The organism is Enterobacter sp. FW301-JW81 (genome assembly GCF_058788735.1).
On the sequence record NZ_JBYTBA010000006.1, the window covers coordinates 147,997 to 163,749 of the forward strand.

At 57.0% G+C, this 15,753-nt stretch carries 18 protein-coding genes; 2 read left to right on the plus strand and 16 right to left on the minus strand.

The window, feature by feature from the left end; translation table 11 throughout:
• Positions 1 to 2 precede the first annotated feature (2 nt).
• The 5 genes from AC3WOK_RS18635 to AC3WOK_RS18655 all read right to left on the minus strand — a co-directional run bounded on the left by AC3WOK_RS18635 (position 3) and on the right by AC3WOK_RS18655 (position 4,209).
• Positions 3 to 1,070 (minus strand): flagellar hook-length control protein FliK, encoded by a 1,068-nt coding sequence (locus AC3WOK_RS18635; protein ID WP_447854900.1) that lies wholly within the window; start codon positions 1,068 to 1,070, stop codon positions 3 to 5.
• Positions 1,070 to 1,369, minus strand: coding sequence for a flagellar protein FliT (fliT, locus tag AC3WOK_RS18640; RefSeq protein ID WP_242658883.1), 300 nt, complete (start codon positions 1,367 to 1,369; stop codon positions 1,070 to 1,072). The genes AC3WOK_RS18635 and fliT overlap by 1 nt, the downstream gene beginning before the upstream one ends.
• A 2-nt stretch (positions 1,370 to 1,371) precedes the next feature.
• Positions 1,372 to 1,764, minus strand: a complete 393-nt coding sequence (gene fliS, locus AC3WOK_RS18645; RefSeq protein ID WP_047347551.1) for a flagellar export chaperone FliS — start codon at positions 1,762 to 1,764, stop codon at positions 1,372 to 1,374.
• 21 nt (positions 1,765 to 1,785) lie between these two features.
• Positions 1,786 to 3,120 (minus strand): flagellar filament capping protein FliD, encoded by a 1,335-nt coding sequence (gene fliD, locus AC3WOK_RS18650; RefSeq protein ID WP_492354942.1) that lies wholly within the window; start codon positions 3,118 to 3,120, stop codon positions 1,786 to 1,788.
• 204 nt (positions 3,121 to 3,324) lie between these two features.
• Positions 3,325 to 4,209, minus strand: a complete 885-nt coding sequence (locus AC3WOK_RS18655) for a flagellin N-terminal helical domain-containing protein (protein ID WP_059310357.1) — start codon at positions 4,207 to 4,209, stop codon at positions 3,325 to 3,327.
• Positions 4,210 to 4,954: 745 nt separating this feature from the next.
• On the opposite strand from AC3WOK_RS18655, the gene AC3WOK_RS18660 reads away from it, so the two are divergent.
• A complete protein-coding gene (locus tag AC3WOK_RS18660; RefSeq protein WP_059310356.1) occupies positions 4,955 to 5,896 on the plus strand; it encodes a winged helix-turn-helix domain-containing protein in 942 nt (313 codons plus the stop codon).
• Positions 5,868 to 6,335: a hypothetical protein gene (locus AC3WOK_RS18665; protein WP_074170370.1), complete on the plus strand. Its 468-nt coding sequence runs from the start codon at positions 5,868 to 5,870 to the stop codon at positions 6,333 to 6,335. Before AC3WOK_RS18660 ends, AC3WOK_RS18665 begins: the two co-directional genes overlap by 29 nt.
• An 18-nt stretch (positions 6,336 to 6,353) precedes the next feature.
• Here AC3WOK_RS18665 and AC3WOK_RS18670 read toward each other — a convergent pair whose 3' ends face one another.
• The 11 genes from AC3WOK_RS18670 to flgC are packed head-to-tail and all read right to left on the minus strand — an operon-like array spanning position 6,354 to position 15,748.
• Complete coding sequence (locus tag AC3WOK_RS18670; protein WP_063957929.1) at positions 6,354 to 7,364, minus strand: hypothetical protein; 1,011 nt, start codon at positions 7,362 to 7,364, stop codon at positions 6,354 to 6,356.
• 6 nt (positions 7,365 to 7,370) lie between these two features.
• Positions 7,371 to 8,285 (minus strand): flagellar hook-associated protein FlgL, encoded by a 915-nt coding sequence (gene flgL, locus AC3WOK_RS18675; RefSeq protein WP_072250561.1) that lies wholly within the window; start codon positions 8,283 to 8,285, stop codon positions 7,371 to 7,373.
• A gap of 22 nt (positions 8,286 to 8,307) precedes the next feature.
• On the minus strand, positions 8,308 to 9,675 hold the full coding sequence (gene flgK, locus AC3WOK_RS18680) for a flagellar hook-associated protein FlgK (protein WP_059310353.1): 1,368 nt from the start codon (positions 9,673 to 9,675) through the stop codon (positions 8,308 to 8,310).
• Between the two features lie 3 nt (positions 9,676 to 9,678).
• Positions 9,679 to 10,068, minus strand: a complete 390-nt coding sequence (locus AC3WOK_RS18685; RefSeq protein ID WP_059310352.1) for a rod-binding protein — start codon at positions 10,066 to 10,068, stop codon at positions 9,679 to 9,681.
• On the minus strand, positions 10,068 to 11,159 hold the full coding sequence (locus AC3WOK_RS18690) for a flagellar basal body P-ring protein FlgI (RefSeq protein WP_063957930.1): 1,092 nt from the start codon (positions 11,157 to 11,159) through the stop codon (positions 10,068 to 10,070). The genes AC3WOK_RS18685 and AC3WOK_RS18690 overlap by 1 nt, the downstream gene beginning before the upstream one ends.
• A gap of 11 nt (positions 11,160 to 11,170) precedes the next feature.
• Positions 11,171 to 11,836 carry a flagellar basal body L-ring protein FlgH gene (gene flgH / locus AC3WOK_RS18695; RefSeq protein WP_047348164.1) on the minus strand — a complete coding sequence of 222 codons (666 nt, stop codon included), beginning with the start codon at positions 11,834 to 11,836 and terminating at the stop codon, positions 11,171 to 11,173.
• 24 nt (positions 11,837 to 11,860) lie between these two features.
• Positions 11,861 to 12,646, minus strand: coding sequence for a flagellar basal-body rod protein FlgG (flgG, locus tag AC3WOK_RS18700; protein ID WP_492354943.1), 786 nt, complete (start codon positions 12,644 to 12,646; stop codon positions 11,861 to 11,863).
• 21 nt (positions 12,647 to 12,667) lie between these two features.
• Positions 12,668 to 13,399, minus strand: coding sequence for a flagellar basal body rod protein FlgF (locus AC3WOK_RS18705; RefSeq protein ID WP_492354944.1), 732 nt, complete (start codon positions 13,397 to 13,399; stop codon positions 12,668 to 12,670).
• 3 nt (positions 13,400 to 13,402) lie between these two features.
• Positions 13,403 to 14,605, minus strand: coding sequence for a flagellar hook protein FlgE (gene flgE, locus AC3WOK_RS18710; RefSeq protein WP_059310348.1), 1,203 nt, complete (start codon positions 14,603 to 14,605; stop codon positions 13,403 to 13,405).
• Between the two features lie 34 nt (positions 14,606 to 14,639).
• Complete coding sequence (gene flgD, locus AC3WOK_RS18715; RefSeq protein ID WP_314747952.1) at positions 14,640 to 15,320, minus strand: flagellar hook assembly protein FlgD; 681 nt, start codon at positions 15,318 to 15,320, stop codon at positions 14,640 to 14,642.
• Positions 15,321 to 15,322: 2 nt separating this feature from the next.
• Positions 15,323 to 15,748, minus strand: a complete 426-nt coding sequence (gene flgC, locus AC3WOK_RS18720) for a flagellar basal body rod protein FlgC (protein ID WP_059310347.1) — start codon at positions 15,746 to 15,748, stop codon at positions 15,323 to 15,325.
• Positions 15,749 to 15,753: the final 5 nt, after the last annotated feature.

Consider the following 15,753-nt stretch of genomic DNA (forward strand, 5'->3'; position numbering starts at 1 on the left):
GTTTAAACCGTTAGTAGTACCGAGTCATCGCGTCGGAGGTCCGGCGAATCCGCTGTATTGGCCGCGATTTCCGCTCCCGCCAGGATGGCGTTGTGCTGCCCGGTGAATGATTGTCCTCGGCCCTGCTGCTGCCCCCCGGACTGGGATGACACCTGCACGTTAACCTGGACAAAATTCTGCTCCGTCAGACTCTGACGAAGGTCGTTGCTCGTCTGCTGCAGGGCGCGATACACCTCGGCATGGCTGGCGTTGATCTGCACCTGCACGCGCCCGTTATCGACCTGCATAGAAATATCGATTTTCCCCATATCCGGCGGGTCAAGGCGGATAGTGGCATGCTGGATTTGCTGCTTCACCTGCACCTGCAAACGTTCGCCCAGCGCGCGCTGCAGCTGTTCTCCCCAGCGCCCGGGCTCGGGATCCATTTTCAATGTTGTGGTCGGTACCGGCGACGGTGCGGATGCCTGAGCGGCGGCAATGTCGCTTCCCGGCTGCGGGGTAATGAGGGTCGTCTGGGCTACCGGTGCCATCGCCGCCATCAGCGTCGGGGCGACGGACTGCACGGCAGGCAGCGGGCTCGCCGCGGGGTCGACAGGGCTCACCGGCGTTGCCTGATGTGATGGTGAAAGCGAGGGAGAAATGCCTATCGGCAGCACCTGCGCCGCCAGCTGCGGCTGCAGGTTTTGCATCACGGCGTCAGCGGCGGGCTGCGCCTTCGCAAGGTAGCCGGAAGAAGGCTGCACCGGCATCTGGCTGGTCATCAGCAGCGCTTCCAGCAGCTGCTGCGGGGCATCGGCTTTCAGCAGGGAATCGCCCGGCGCCGGCGCGTCGGCGGTCTCATCGTCATCATCGTCGCTGCGTTGTGGAAGCGGCACCGCACTCACGGTGGTGTCGCGCGTCGTTTTGGTCTGCCCGACCATGAGAGAATTAATCACGTTCAGCAGCGCGTCGTTAAACGCCGCCGGCGTCTGCGCGGAGGTCTCCACCGCTTTCGGGCCGGCAATCGGTTCTGCCTGCATGGGCAGGCCGGAACCGTTGACCATTCCCTGCGCCAGGTTGAGGATATCCATCAGCGCGCGCCTCCATCGTTAGAAAACAGAGCGTAGGCCGCCGCCCCTTCACGATTGCGCATCGCGAGGTTAAGTTTGGCCTCAACCTTATCGCTCTCGCCCTGGCAATACTCGCGCGCCTGCTGGTGAACCTTTTTCAGCTCGTCCAGCGCCTGACGCTCGTCTGCTGTCAGCGTTTTTCCCCGGATCGCGGTCAGCAGCTCGGCGATTTTGGCATCCACGTTCATCACGGCGGACCAGTTGTGATCTTCCGTCGCCTGGCGTAACCCGCGCGTTAAGACCTGAATGACGTGTTGCATGCTCATGCCGTCTGGCCCATTCGCTGCCAGCCGTCCTGGATATTGCCGAGGATCACTTCCACCTCGTCAATAATCTCGACCGAGAGCTTATGGCTGGCGTCATACAGACGATAAACGCAGTAGTCGTACAGGTTCGCCAGGCTCAGCGCCAGCTCGCCGCCCTTTTCAAAATCCAGCGAGCTGGTCAACGCATTGAGAATGTCGATGCACTTGTTGATGCTCTGCGCCTTGCGCTCGTAGCGACGGGCAACAATATGGCTTTTGGCCCGGACCAGCTCATCCATCAGGCCGTTAAACAGCATCAGCACCAGCTGGTGCGGATTCGCCGCCGAGGCCTGAATGGCCAGATCGGATTGTTGATACAGGCCGTAGCCTTCCTGATCATTTCCGTACATTGAACGTCGGTTCCCTTAGAATTAAACAAACATGCTCATGGTGTTGTTCATCTGCGTCATGATCTTCTGCAGCTGCGTAAACTGCTTGAGATAGCGGTTGTAGGAGGATTCATAACGCGTATTCATTTTTTCGGTTTTGTTATCGATTTCCGTCTTCTGGCGGTCCAGGGTGTCCTGACGACTTTTCAGCAGGCCGCTGCTGGTGCTGAGGTATTTATCCAGCGACTTGTCCATCGCCTTAATCAGGCCGTCGTTGCCGTTAAAGAACTGCGCGACCGTCTGCGGGTCATTTTTGAGCTGCTTTTCCAGCACGTCAGAATCGAGGGTGAGCTTGCCGTCTTTATCTGCGGCTATGCCGAACTTACTCATGTTCTGGTCGCCAAACGTGCCGCGCAGCAAATTACCCAGGCTGCTGCTAAGCGAGGACATGCTGGCATCGCCCGCGAACGCGCCGCGCGTATCCGCGCTGGTACCGCTTTTCGTCATGTCCGTGAGGGTGTCGCGCAGGGCGTTGTAGGCGTCGAGAAACGCCTGGATCTGATTCTTTGTTTCGGTGGTATCGGTATCGATAGAGATCACCAGCGGCTTATTCGCCTCCGTGGTGCCGGTCAGCTTAATGGAGACGCCGTCAACCAGATCGTCCAGCGTATTGGAGCTGCTGGAATATTGTGTCGGCGAATCCCCCAGCGTAAACAGCGCATCTTTCCCGTTGGTGATCGTCCGGGGGCTATCGAAAATGTTCTGCCCGGCCGTCATCCCGCTGGTGTCCAGCTGGATATCGTACTTCGCGCCGCTCTGGTCGCTGCTTAGCATCAGCGAAACGTTGCCGTCGATGCGCATCAGCGAGGCAGTGACGCCATTCTGCGCGCTGGTCGCCGTGGTAGAGGAATTATCCGACGCACTCGGGAAGTCGGTTTTATTAATCGCATCGGCAAAATCAGCGAGGCTGTTCAGGCCGTCCATATCAACCTCAATGCTTTCACCGTTGAGGTTGATCTTCAGCGTACCGCTCGCGTTTTTGATGGCGTCATCGTCCAGCCCTGCGAAGCTTTTTTGCTGGGCGGTCGCCAGCTGTGTGACGTTCAGGCTGTAGGTCCCTTTACGCGCGCTGGCGCTGGCGCTGATCGTCGCAATGCCTTCCTGGTTCATGGTGGCGATATTTTTCAGAACGCTGGCGCTGCTGGAGTTCAGGGCGGTAATCGAGCTACGGAAGGTTGTCAGGGCCGTACGCAGTGACGCGAGCGCTTTCGTCTGCGCGTCATAGGTCGTTTTCTGCGTTTTGATTGCGTTTTGCAGTGCAAGGATATCGTAGCCTGCTAATGTTGTAGCCATCTGAGAGGGATCGAAATCAGACATAGTCGGTTCTCCTGACACGCAAGTTATGAACGGTATGCATTAGACATAGCAACTATCGTGCCAATTTTTAAATTGTTTACTTTCAATGAATTAGATATGAGAAGGAATGTATGCTTCCGCTTTTTCCGTCACAGGGAAAGGAAGGAGCAGATACAAAAACACCGCCATGCAGCGGTGTTTTTTTCATCTTTAATCCGGGATGGATTAGCCCAGCAGGTTCATAACCATGCCGGACATGCTGTTGGACTGCTTCAGCATGGACATACCGGTTTGTGCCAGCATCTGGTTACGGGTCATGCTTGACGCTTCGGTGGCGTAGTCCGCATCCTGGATGTTGCTCAGCGCCAGATCGGTGTTGTCTTTCATGTTCGCCAGGTTCGCCGCGGTGTGGCTCAGGCGGTTAATGCTTGCACCCATTTTGGAACGTACTGAACCCACGTCATCCAGAGAACCTTCCAGCGCGGTCATCAACGCTTTTGCATCGCTGGCGGAAGTCAGGTTCAGCTTGCCGCCGCTACCGGTAGCCAGCGCCTGAATTTTGCTGAACTGGCCGCTGGCGTTAGTCAGCGCGCCTGTGCCGCCGCTCAGCTCTTTAGACAGGTCAACCTTCATGGTTTCATCAGTAGAAGAACCGATCTGGAAGTTCAGCGCTTTCGCGAATTTGCCGGAGGCGCCGAACAGTTTGTCACCCGCGTAAGAGGTGTTGTTCATGATGTTGCCCAGCTCAGAGTTCAGGTCGTTCAGCTCGGAGTTGATGGCATCGCGGTCTTTCTGGGTGTTGGTGTCGTTCGCTGCCTGCGTGGCGAGGTCTTTCATGCGGTACATGATGTTGCTCACTTCATCGAACGCGCCTTCAGAGGTTTGCAGCAGGGCGGTCGCATCAGAGATGTTACGTTTTGCCACGTTCATGCCGTTGCTCTGGCCCTGCAGGCGGGTTGCGATCTGCAGACCTGCCGCATCGTCAGCAGCAGAGTTAATGCGTTTACCGGTACCCAGACGTTCCATTGCGGTGGACAGCATGTTGTTGGATTTGTTCATCGCATTGATGGATGACATGGAGGAAGCGCTGGTGAAGATAGAGAATGACATAATGATTCCTTTTTTTGTCCTGGTGATTCAGATGTTGTACTGAGTAAAGACGACACGGCACTCCCGAAGATTAAATCGAAAATATCTGAGCGTTCATTATTTGAACAAAAAGGAATTTATCAGCTTGATTTAAAAGCGTTTAAAATTCTTATGTCGTGATTTAACTACCGACACAGGCCATTTCATATTTTATTAATAATACTTAATATAAAAAGTACCGTTCTCATTTAACTTATGCGAGACGATAAAATATAAAACCATTAAAATAGCGACCAAAAAACAAATAAATTAAACGCAGTTTATTATTTTTTTAAGCCCCATACTGAAACCATGATCGTTATCAAACAGATCACGCCATCAACACAACATATTCACTTTATGATCATCGAAATAACATAAGTTTTATTTAATTATTATTATTAACGTTCAGGCAATAGCGTTCATTTACTCCCTCTCATATTGTTAAAAATGGTGTTGCGCATCACATTTTTATCGCGTAAAAAGAGGGCAGGAAAAGATTATTCCTTCCCTTAGGGGCGTAAAGCAGGTGAAACCCTTTCCAGTGCCGCATAAAATTGAACGACAACGGAAAACCTCAGCGCCCACGAATACTCTCCCGCAGGCAGGCGGCATTCATTAAGAATTCTAAATGGAGTTAACAACTCAATCGGATAATCTCTGATACCTTCAGGTGCCCAACAGATTATCGCCATGCTGCTGAGGTGGAAGAATCCATACTATATAAATGAATAAACGTTATTGCTCCGTAAACAACTGGCTGGTTGACGTCACCTCAGGATCGATTCTCCATTTAACCACCGGGGAACGAAAGCGCCTGGGGGAATATCAGCTCAAGCTGCTGGATATTTTGGTTCAGGAACCCGGTAAAATATTTACCCGCGAAGAGTTAACCACTCTGGTCTGGGAACGCCGGGTCATCGGCAATAATAGTTTGCCAAATGCCATTCACGCATTGCGTACCGCATTAGAAGATGATGGTAAAAACCAGCGCATCATCAAAACGATCCCGCGCAAAGGCTATCTGATCGAAGCCGAGTATTGCTGCTTTGTCGAAAAAGACGATGCCACCGTTAAGGAAGACGAGACGGAGGCTGAAACAGCACCTGCCGAAGCGCCGCTCAATGCTGCCTCTCTGGTTGAACCGGAGCAGCCTGACGCAGGCGAGGAACCCGCGCCTGCGGTTAGCGCCGAGCCGGTGGCGGTGGCGGCACCTGAAAAACGCCGTCACAGCATTTTCAGCTTTCTGCTGGTGATGTTCGTCACCGCCATCGTTACGGCTGGGGCCTGCTGGCATCTGCTTGGCGGATACAGCGAGCACCTGGTTTCCCGGGAGATCCAGGCCGGCGTTTACAGCAACATTCATATTTATGCCGTCGAGACGGCAGGCGATCCGCCCTATATTTCCGTGAATCTGTACGGCAAGTTAAAGGACTCGCTGTATGCCATCAACCAGCAGATCCAGATGCAGTCCGCCACGATGCAGATCTTCTTTCATAGCACCAATGCGACGCTGAACTACAGCTTCACGCTGGCCAATAAATGCGACAGCAAGCAGCTGGCGATGGCCATTTATCACTGGCGTACCGATACGGTGCAGCTGAATAACCTGATCCTGCGAGAAACCCGAAGGAAGCTTCATGAACTGGCTACATGCAAAACGCCGTAATCAGGCGATCGCCATCGCCGTTCTGGCGGCACTCGTCGCTATGGCATTTAACTATTTCACCACGACGTCGACGCTGCAGTACGGCAACGTGAAGGATGACTTTCAGATGGGGTTCTACGACCTGATGTCGCAGCAAAAAGAGATCTACGACGTGAGCCTTAAAACCACGCGCGGCGTGCTGATGACGAACATCACCAGCCCGGATGATAACCGCTTTGTGCTCAAGGGGAAGTTTACGCCGACGCAGAAAAAAAACGGCCGGATCTACTTTACCCTCACCCCCATTTATTACAGCACCGAGCAGAAGGGGCTGATGATAGACGGCCTTGTCGACCAGCTGATGTACTCCAACTACTGGATGGAGCCCATCTCTTTTAATCAACAGTCTCTGGTTGTCGGGCAAAACGGCGCGATCTTCCTCTACCCTGTCTCCCGGTAAACCGGGCTTTTGGGCGCGTTATCCCAGCAGGTTTTTCACCGTCGCCAGCCGCACGTTGGCCTGAGCGCCCAGCGCCTGCGACATCTTGCTAAAACTGCTGGCGCTGCCGGCCAGCCCCGCCCCCAGGTTACGCGAGGCTTCCAGCGCCTGCTGGGAACTGAATACCGTCGCCATATCGTTGATGCGGGCGCTGACGCGATCCTGCTGCTGGCGCAATTTTCCGCGCTGGCCGGTGATGTGGTTAAGAGTCTCCTGCAGCTTTATTTGCCCCTCTCGCTCCCGGCGCGTGGACAGCGTCATCACCTCGTCGCTGCTGGCGTTTTCCGCCTGAGGCGCCAGCACGGTAAAGGCGTCCGCCGGGTAGAGATTGCCTTCACCGCGTACGGTAAAGTGTTGCTTCACCCGCTCCCACTGGCTTTCATCAACGCTGAAAAGCAGCTGGCCGCTGCCCGTCTGGCTGGCATGGATCCCTAAGCGCCCCAGCCCGACGTTCAGCTTTATTAACGTCTGTCGCGGCGTCGCCTCTTCCGGCAGCGCGACGGCTGCCATTTCCCTCGGACCGCCTCCCAGGGAGAAAATCAGCGTTTCCCCGCCTGACGCATACAGGAGCTTCTCGCTGCCCGGCAGGGTGAAATTAACCGTGTTCTTCTGCTCCAGCGACACGTTAAGGTGGCGATCCACCGTGCCGCCGGAAAGCTGCGTACGGCGCGAAAGGTGTTTTTGCAGCGCCGCTGTCTGCGCGCCGGCATCCCCGCTGCGTCCGGACGCGTGGCGCAGCTGAAGCAGCTGCGTTTCCGTTTTTGCCAGATAGCTATCGGCCTGCTGAACAGCGGTAAGCTGCTGATTCAGCTGCACGTTATAGCGCATCGGACGGCGCGACAGCAGCGCGGACTCGGGGAACGAATGACGGGTTAACCCGGCGTCGGGCGCATTGACCCGCCCGACGGTCTGCGGAGCATCAATACTCCCGCGCCCGGTGGTGCCCGGAGTGGTCGCAATCGATGAGGATGTTTTTAAACCGACTTGCATATCATTTTACAACATACTGAAAAGATTGAGATTGCTGACCATGCTGTAGGCCTTATATGAGATCTGAATCGAGGTGTTATACAGCTGTAGTTTCGTGTATGACTCCGCCACAGGAGCCTCATTAAGGTCAGTCTCTAGCTGGCCGTTAGACAGGCTGACGTCGGTATGGGCATCGTTAATCAGCGTCAGGCGGTTCTGACGGCCCCCGAGATCGGTAAACAGCGCGCCCAGGCTATCGCTGGTCGACTGGGTCATGTCGATCATCGCGGATAAATCGTCCTTGTAATCTGCATAGCTGGCGTTTGGATCCTGCATCTTTTCGCTCAACGCTTTGAGCTTGTTCAGCATATCCAGATCGTTACCCGCGCTGGAAAAGGCGTGCGAAATATTGGTGTTTTCGGTAATGCTCACGCCGTTGGCCACCGTAGTTTCACGGGTCTTCTCATTGCCGCCAAACACATACTGGCCGTTGTCGTCCAGCGTCACGGTTTTGCTGTCGGTCATGGTCCCGGAGAACAGGTAGCTGCCGTTCTCGTTTTTACTGTTCATCGTCGCCACCAGCGAGTCCAGCATGGAGCCCAGCTCCGCGCCGTAGCCCGCCAGATCTTTCTGGCTCAGGGAACTGTTGTTCGCCAGCTTCAGCTTGTCGCTGACGGACAGCACCTGGTTGCTGAGGGCGGTAATATGGGATTCCTGCACCGACAGCGCACCGCTCAGGCGGGTGATATTGCTCTGGTACTGCTTAATGGCCGACTGCTCGCGGTTAAGCTGCACCAGGCGGCTGGCGGTTACCGGGTCGTCAGACGGCACGTTAACGCGCTTTTGCGTCGACAGCTGTTCCATCAGCTTACCCATCTGGGTGCTATTAATACCCATCTGCGACGCCATGGCGTTATAGAGATAAAGGCTGCTTACTCGCATATATCAGATTCCGTGGTTGCGCTTAAAACATGCTTAACAGATCGCTAAACACCTGGTTGCCGGTGGAAATCACCTTCATGCTCGCCTGATACGCCTGCATGTAGGTCGACAGGTTCATCGCCTCCTGATCCTGATTCACGCCACTTATGTTATCGCGCTGCGTTTGTGCATCATCCCTTACCGCGACGGCCGCCTCCATCTCCGTTTTGCTCTGTTTGCTGGCAATACCGATGGTCGAGATAATGGCCGCAGCCCCTTCGTTCAGGCTCATATTGCCCAGGCCCGGGATATCGGTTTTCTGATTTTTCAGTTCAAGCAGGGCGTTGAGGTTGTCGCCATTGCCCGGCTCTTTCGGATCGCCTGAGAGCGCCAGCTCGTCGGGAGACAAATCGTTTACCTGAAGGATGCCCGCCGGGTTGGTCGCATCGAAGGTGAACAGCGGTTTCCCCTGCTGGCCATTGAGATCGTATCCCTGCGCCAGCTGGTTGTTGAAAAGATCCGCCACCGCCTGCGCCATACCCTGTACGGCGTCACTCATCTGCCCCAGCGTACCGGTTTCATAGTCGTAGAGCGCACCCAGCTGACCGCCAGTTGACGGGTTCAGGGAAAACTCGCTGGTCGAAAATTTCAGCGTCAGCGTGGTATTGCCGTTGCTGTCCTTACCGGTGCTCAGCGTGCCCGCCGTCTTACCGCTCACCAGCGGCTGACCGTTACTTAACGAGACGGTATAGCCGCTGCTGTCGTCAGTCACTTTGATGTCCGCCATCGAGCTCAGCGTCTTCACCAGCTCGTCACGCTGATCGCGCAGTACGCTGCTGTTACCGCCCGTGGAATCCAGCGCAACAATCTTCTTGTTGTACTCGGCAATGTTGCTACTCAGAGTGTTGATCTGATCAACCATCGCCCCGCGCTGCGTGTTGATGGACTCTTTCTGGCTGGAGATAAAATTGTTCATGCTGTTGAAGCGGGTTGACAGCGTCTTCGCCTGGTTCAACAGCTGCTGGCGCAGCGCCGGAGATTCTGGCTCCTGCGTCAGGGCGCTTAGTGCACTCACAAAATCGTCAAGACCATTGCCGAGGCTCGTCGAGTCGGTACCGATCACCTTCTCCAGAGAACTGATGTACTCATTACCCATGCTGAAGTAGCTGGCTTTGGTGTTGGTCTGCCAGACCTGATTCACCAGGTACTGGCTGGAGATACGGCGGATGCTGTTCACCTGTACGCCGTTGCCCGGCGAGAGCCCGGCTTCGCCCATCGGGCCGATGGCGCTCTGAACAATTCCCTGACGGGTATAGCCCGGCGTCAGCAAATTATTCGTATTCATCGACGTGACGAGCATCCCCATGTTAGCCGCCTGCAGTCCGCTGTAGGCGATATCAAACATACTCATGGCTTACTCCTGTCCTTCGTTTCTGCGGAACGACACCGTATGACGTTCCTGCGATTGTCCATGTAAAGCGGCCGCTTTCACCTCATTCTTAAGCGGGGCCTTCGCCTGCGGAGAAAGCTGGTTAACGATCATCTGCGCAATGCCGGTGCTGCGCTGGGACGCCAGTTCAGAGGCCATTTTGTCATCATAGAAATCACGCATCATGCGCTGCTGCTTGCTGTTGAACGGGTTGTCTTCCCCCAGCACGTCGGAGGCTTTACGCATCTGCGACAGCATGGCGCGCAGCATCAGCGCCTCGAACTGCTCGGCGGCCTGCTCGAGGGTTTGCGGCTTCGCCTGCCCGGTGATATCACCCGGCAGAATGGCGGTTTGTCGGTTGATCGCATTCAGCATTACATCACCACCAGCTCAGCATCCAGGGCGCCCGCCTCGTGCAGCGCCTGCAGAATCGCCATCGTGTCATCCGGGGCGGCGCCCAGGCTGTTAAGGGTATTCACGATGCTGCGCAGGCTGGTGCCGGCGGAGATCGTGACCATCTGTCCACGACCGCGATTGACGCTAACGTCGCTCTGCGGCGTGACCACCGTCTGCCCCTGGCCAAACGCGTTTGGCTGGCTGACGTTAGCGGATTCACGAATAGTCACCGTCAGGTTGCCGTGTGATACCGCCGCCGCGCGGACGATCACGCCATCGCCGATCACCACCGTACCGGTACGGGCGTTAAACACCACCCGCGGCGGCTGTTTCCCGGCGTTAATCTGCACATCTTCCAGCGATGACATAAACGCCACCCGCTCGCCTGCGCCCATCGGCGCGCGAACGGAAACGTTGGTGGCGCTCTGGGCGGTTGCGGTTCCCGCGCCAAACGCGTTGTTCAGCGCCACCGCCACGGCGTTGGCGGTTTTAAAGCTCGGCCGCTTGAGGTTCAGCATCACCATCGGCTCCTGCTGAAAATCGCTCGGAATTTCACGTTCCACCGAGCCACCGTTCGGCACGAGACCCACCGTCGGCGTGTTGATGGTGACGCTGGAGCCGCTATTGCCCTGTGCCTTCACGCCGCCAACCACCACGTTGCCCTGCGCCAGGGCGTAAACTTCGCCGTCGGCGCCCCGCAGCTGGGTCATTAGCAGCGTCCCGCCGCGCAGGCTTTTGGCATCGCCAATCGACGAGACGGTAACGTCAATACTTTGCCCGAGCGAGTAGCCCGGCGGCAGCGTCGCGCTAATGGCCACGGCCGCCACGTTCTTTACCTTCGGGTCAATTTTGGTCGGCAGCTGGACGCCAAACTGGCGCAGCATATTGGTGACCGACTGGCTGGTGAACTTCACCTGGTTTTTATCCCCGGTGCCGTCCAGCCCCACCACCAGGCTGTAGCCGATCAGCTGGTTACCACGCACGCCCTGAATGTCCACCACGTCGCGCAGCGGCTGCGCGGCGACACCGATGCTGTACAGGCTCAGGAGCAATAAAATTCGTTTAAACACGCGCAACTCCGTCAGATAGGGAACAGGGGATGGTTAAAGAAGCGCACCAGCCAGCCGGCCGCATTCGCATCGCTGAGCGCGCCGCGCCCGGCGTAGGAGATACGCGCGTTGGCGATACGCTGTGATGAGACGGAGTTATCGCGCTCAATATCGTCGGCCCGCACCAGCCCGGTCACCCGCATGTACTCGTCGCCCTGGTTGAGGGTGAGCCATTTTTCACCGCGAATGGCCAGCACGCCGTTAGGCAGCACTTTGTACACCGCCACCGTGATCGCCCCGCGCAGGCTGTTTTGCTGCTGCGACGTAGCGTTGCCGTTGAAGTTGCGGCTACCGTCAACCGACCCTGACAGCTTATCGACCGAGTGGCCAAAGGCCTCCGGGATGCCGAGAGACACGTCGTTCTTCTTGCCGAAGTTGGTGCGCGCCTGCTTGCTCGCCTGGGTGGATTCGTCCAGCTTAACGGTCAGGATGTCGCCAACGCGATAGGCGCGGCGATCCTGAATAAGCGACCAGTTATAGCCGCTGTTATAGACGCCACCGCCGCGGACGTGCGTCTCCGGCATGGCGAAATCTTCCGGCGGCGCGTACGCCGCATCGTCTTTGTGCACCAGCAGTGCCGGGCTTTCGCAGCCCGACAGCACCAGCGCCAGTAAACCGATCGCTACCTGCTTTTTCATCTCTTTCACTTTGCGGCTCTGCCGTTACATCGACTGCGTAACAAACTTCAGCATGTCGTCTGCGGCAGAAACCATCTTGGCGTTCATTTCATAGGCGCGCTGGACGGTGATCATGTCGACCATCTCCTCAACGACCTGCACGTTAGAGCCTTCCAGCGATCCCTGCTCCAGCTGGCCAAAGGCCTCTTCACCGGGGACGCCTTCCACCGCCTGCCCGCTGGCGGCCGTTTCACGGTAGAGGTTGCCGCCCATGGCTTCGAGACCGGCCGGATTCACAAAATTCACCAGCGTCAGCTGGCCCAGCTCAACCGGATCGGTTTCGCCCGCCACCGTGGCGGTGATGGTGCCGTCTTTGCCTATCTGGAGATCCTTCACGTTATCCGGCAGTTCGATTTGCGGGACCAGCGGCAGGCCCTGCGCGTTGGTCAGCACGCCGTCAGGCGATTTTTGCAGGTTACCGGCGCGGGTATAGGCGATATCGCCATTGGCCGTCTCCACCTGGAAAAAGCCCTGCCCGGTAATCGCCACGTCCAGGCTCTGCCCGGTGTTCTGGATGCTGCCGACGGTGAACTCTTTCTGGGTTCCCACGATCTTGACGCCGGTCCCGAACTGAATGCCGGTTGGGGAGGTATTTTCCTGGTCAAGCTGGCCGCCCGGCGTGCGCTGATTCTGGTAAAACAGATCGGCGAACATGGCGCGATCGCGTTTAAAACCGGTGGTATTGACGTTCGCCAGGTTGTTGGAGATGGCGGTCATTTTGGCGTCCTGCGCCGCTAGCCCAGTTTTACTGATCCATAAAGCGGGATTCATCTGTATTCCTCAAAAGTGTTGTCAGGTGCCGCGAATCAGGCGGTTACCGGCGTTAGCGAGATCTTCCGCCGCTTTCATCATCTTGATCTGCGCTTCAAACTGACGGTTGAGCGCGATGCTGGAGACCATCTCGCTGATGGCCGACACGTTAGCGGATTCAAGATGGCCGGCGGCAACCGTCACCTCTTCATCGCGCGGGTTAAACGCCGCGCGGGTGACCAGAAAACCGGCCTCGTTTTTGCTGAGCTCGCTGGCCGGAATGTTCACCAGCTTCACGCGGTCAATATCCATCGGCGCGGCGATATCCCCATCCTCCGGCATGATGGTGATCACCCCGTCCTCAGCGATAGAGACGGAGGAGTAAGGCGGCAGCACGATCGGCCCGTTATCGCCTTCCAGCGGCAGGCCGTTCACCGACAGCTCGCCGTCGGCGTTAATGTCAATTTGCCCGTTGCGGGTATAGACCTCGCGGGTGCCGCTGCGCAGCGCAATGAGGCCGTCACCCTTCACGGCAATATCCAGATCGCGGCCGGTTTCACGCATCGCTCCCGGCGTCATATCCACGCCGCCCTGCGTGGGCTGCACCAGATAACGCGAGGCATATCCCTCGCCGTTAATCTGCTGCGTGAGCGCGTTGTCGAGATCGCTGCGAAACCCCTGGGTGTTCACGTTCGCCAGGTTATTCGCGTGGATTTCCTGCTGGGTCAGGCTGCGCGACGCGCCGCTGACGGCGGTGAAAAGTAGACGATCCATCGATTACACCGCCTGGAAGAGCGAATTCATCATGTTGTCGTTGGTGCTGATCACCTTGGTATTCGCCTGGTAGTTACGCTGGGCCGTCATCAGCCCGACCAGTTCGGAGGTCAGATCCACGTTTGACGACTCCAGCGCCCCGGAAACGACAGAACCCAGCAGGCCGGTGCCCGGCGTGCCGGTCAGCGGCGCGCCGGAGCTGGCGGTTTGTGCCCAGGTGGTGCCGTCCTGCGCGGCCAGGCCGTTCGGGTTAGCGAAGTTCGCCAGCACCAGCTGCCCCTGCAGCAGGCGTTCGCCGTTGGAGAAGGTCGCATACACGCAGCCGTCCTGATCGATAGCCTGGCCGGTGCGCTCGCCGGAGGCATAACCGTCGCCTTTGTTTTTGCTGACGGAGAAGTCGGAACCGTACTGGCTGGTGCCGCTGTAGGTCATGTCGATAGTGATGGCGTTCGCGCCCGCAATATCTGCGGTCAGCCCTACCGCCCCGCTTGGGTCGGTCAGAACGCCCTGGCTGTTGAAGGTCAGCTTCTGCACCTGCTCCGCGCCGCCGCTGGTCACCGGCGCGTCGTCCATGTAGTAGTGAACTTCCCAGGCGTTTTCGCCCGTTTTGACGAAGTACTGATTCAGAGTGTGCTCGCGGCCCAGCGAGTCATAGACCTGAGTGGTGTAGGAGTTGTTGTAGGAGGTGTTGTCCTTCGGGTTGAACGGCGTGGTTTCCGGGATTTCCGCACGCGCGTCCATATTAGCCGTGAAATCAATACTCCCGGTGGCCTTCGCCGGAATAGAGCCGCTGCTGATGGTCAGGTTACCGATGGTACCCACCTGGAGCTTTCCGCTGGCATCCACGGGATAGCCCTGAAGATACATTCCGTTATTATTTACCAGGTGGCCGCTGCTGTCGGTCCCGAAGTAGCCCGCGCGGGTATAGGCGGTGGTGCCCGCGCTGTCGCGAACCATAAAGAAGCCATTGCCGTTGATCGCCAGATCCAGCGCGGTGCCGGTGGAAGTAATGCTTCCCCCTTTGGTAATGCTCTGGGTCACGGCGGAGACGCCAACCCCCAGCGGCTGGCTTTCGGCGTACAGCGCGGAGAATTCCGCACGACCCGACTTAAACCCCACGGTGCCGGAGTTCGCGATGTTGTTGGAGATGGCATTCAGCTGCTCGGTAATGGCATTCAGACCGGTAGTTGCAATACTAAAGCTCATAATCGTTCCTGTTTAATTAATATCCTGATTCACTTCAGGCTTTGTTCTTAGAGGCAGTGCCAAACTGGCTAATGTTGTTGTAGGCGACCTCGCCAAGACCGTCGATATTCAGCACGGTCGGGCTGCCGTCGAGCGGGATACGCACGTTGTTGACTACGCCGCCCATTTCGATCGGTACCTTCTCTTCACCGGTGTCGGTCACCACGCTCAGGGTGTATTTGCCTTCGCTCAGCCCCAGCTCTTCAGGATTGAAGGTGAAATCCACCTGGCCCGCTTCCTGCTTGCCCAGCTCGATTTTATGTTCAACGCCAGCGGCGTCTTTCACGACCACGGTGACCACGCCAGCGGCATGTTCCAGCGTCAGGCGCCCGTCCAGCGTGCTTTCACCATCGCTGTTCACCGAGTCGGTCTGCACCATGACGTGCTGCCCAACCAGATTGCCGGTGGTGAGGGTTTGCAGGTTGTCCATCAGCACGGAGTTGTTCGCCATCAGCTGCGACATCGTCTCCATTGACTGCACCTGGGTCAGCTGCGCCAGCTGGCTGACGTACTCGGTGCCGTCGGTGGGGTTGAGCGGGTCCTGATTCTGGATCTGCGCGACCAGCAGCTGCATAAACATGGTGTTCATGCCGGAGGCGGTGCTGTTGCTGGCAATGCCGTCCGTCGTGCTGCCGGAACGGCTGCTGGCGTACGCGCTGTCTACGTTCATGTCCATGCTTATGCTTCTCCAAGTCGCAGCAGGCTTTGCTGCATGCTTTTCACGCTGTTAAGAACATCGACGTTGGTTTCAAAACCGCGCGATGCCGACATCATGTCCGCCATCTCTTCCACCACGTTGACGTCCGGGTAGTAGACATAGCCGTCGGGGTTGGCCATCGGGTTGTGCGGTTCGTAACGCTGCACCGCATTACCGGTTTCCACGACATCCATTACCTGCACGCGGGCACCGGTTAACGCCTGGTGATTCATTAACTCGTCATTTTTATAAACCGCCGCAAACACCGGGCGACGCGCCTTATAGGTGCCGTCTTCGGTAGCAGAGGCGGTTTCTGCGTTGGCGAGATTACTGGCGATGGTGTTAAGACGAACGGTTTGCGCCGTCATCGCCGATCCCGATACGCGATAAATATCCGAAAAAGCCATATTCC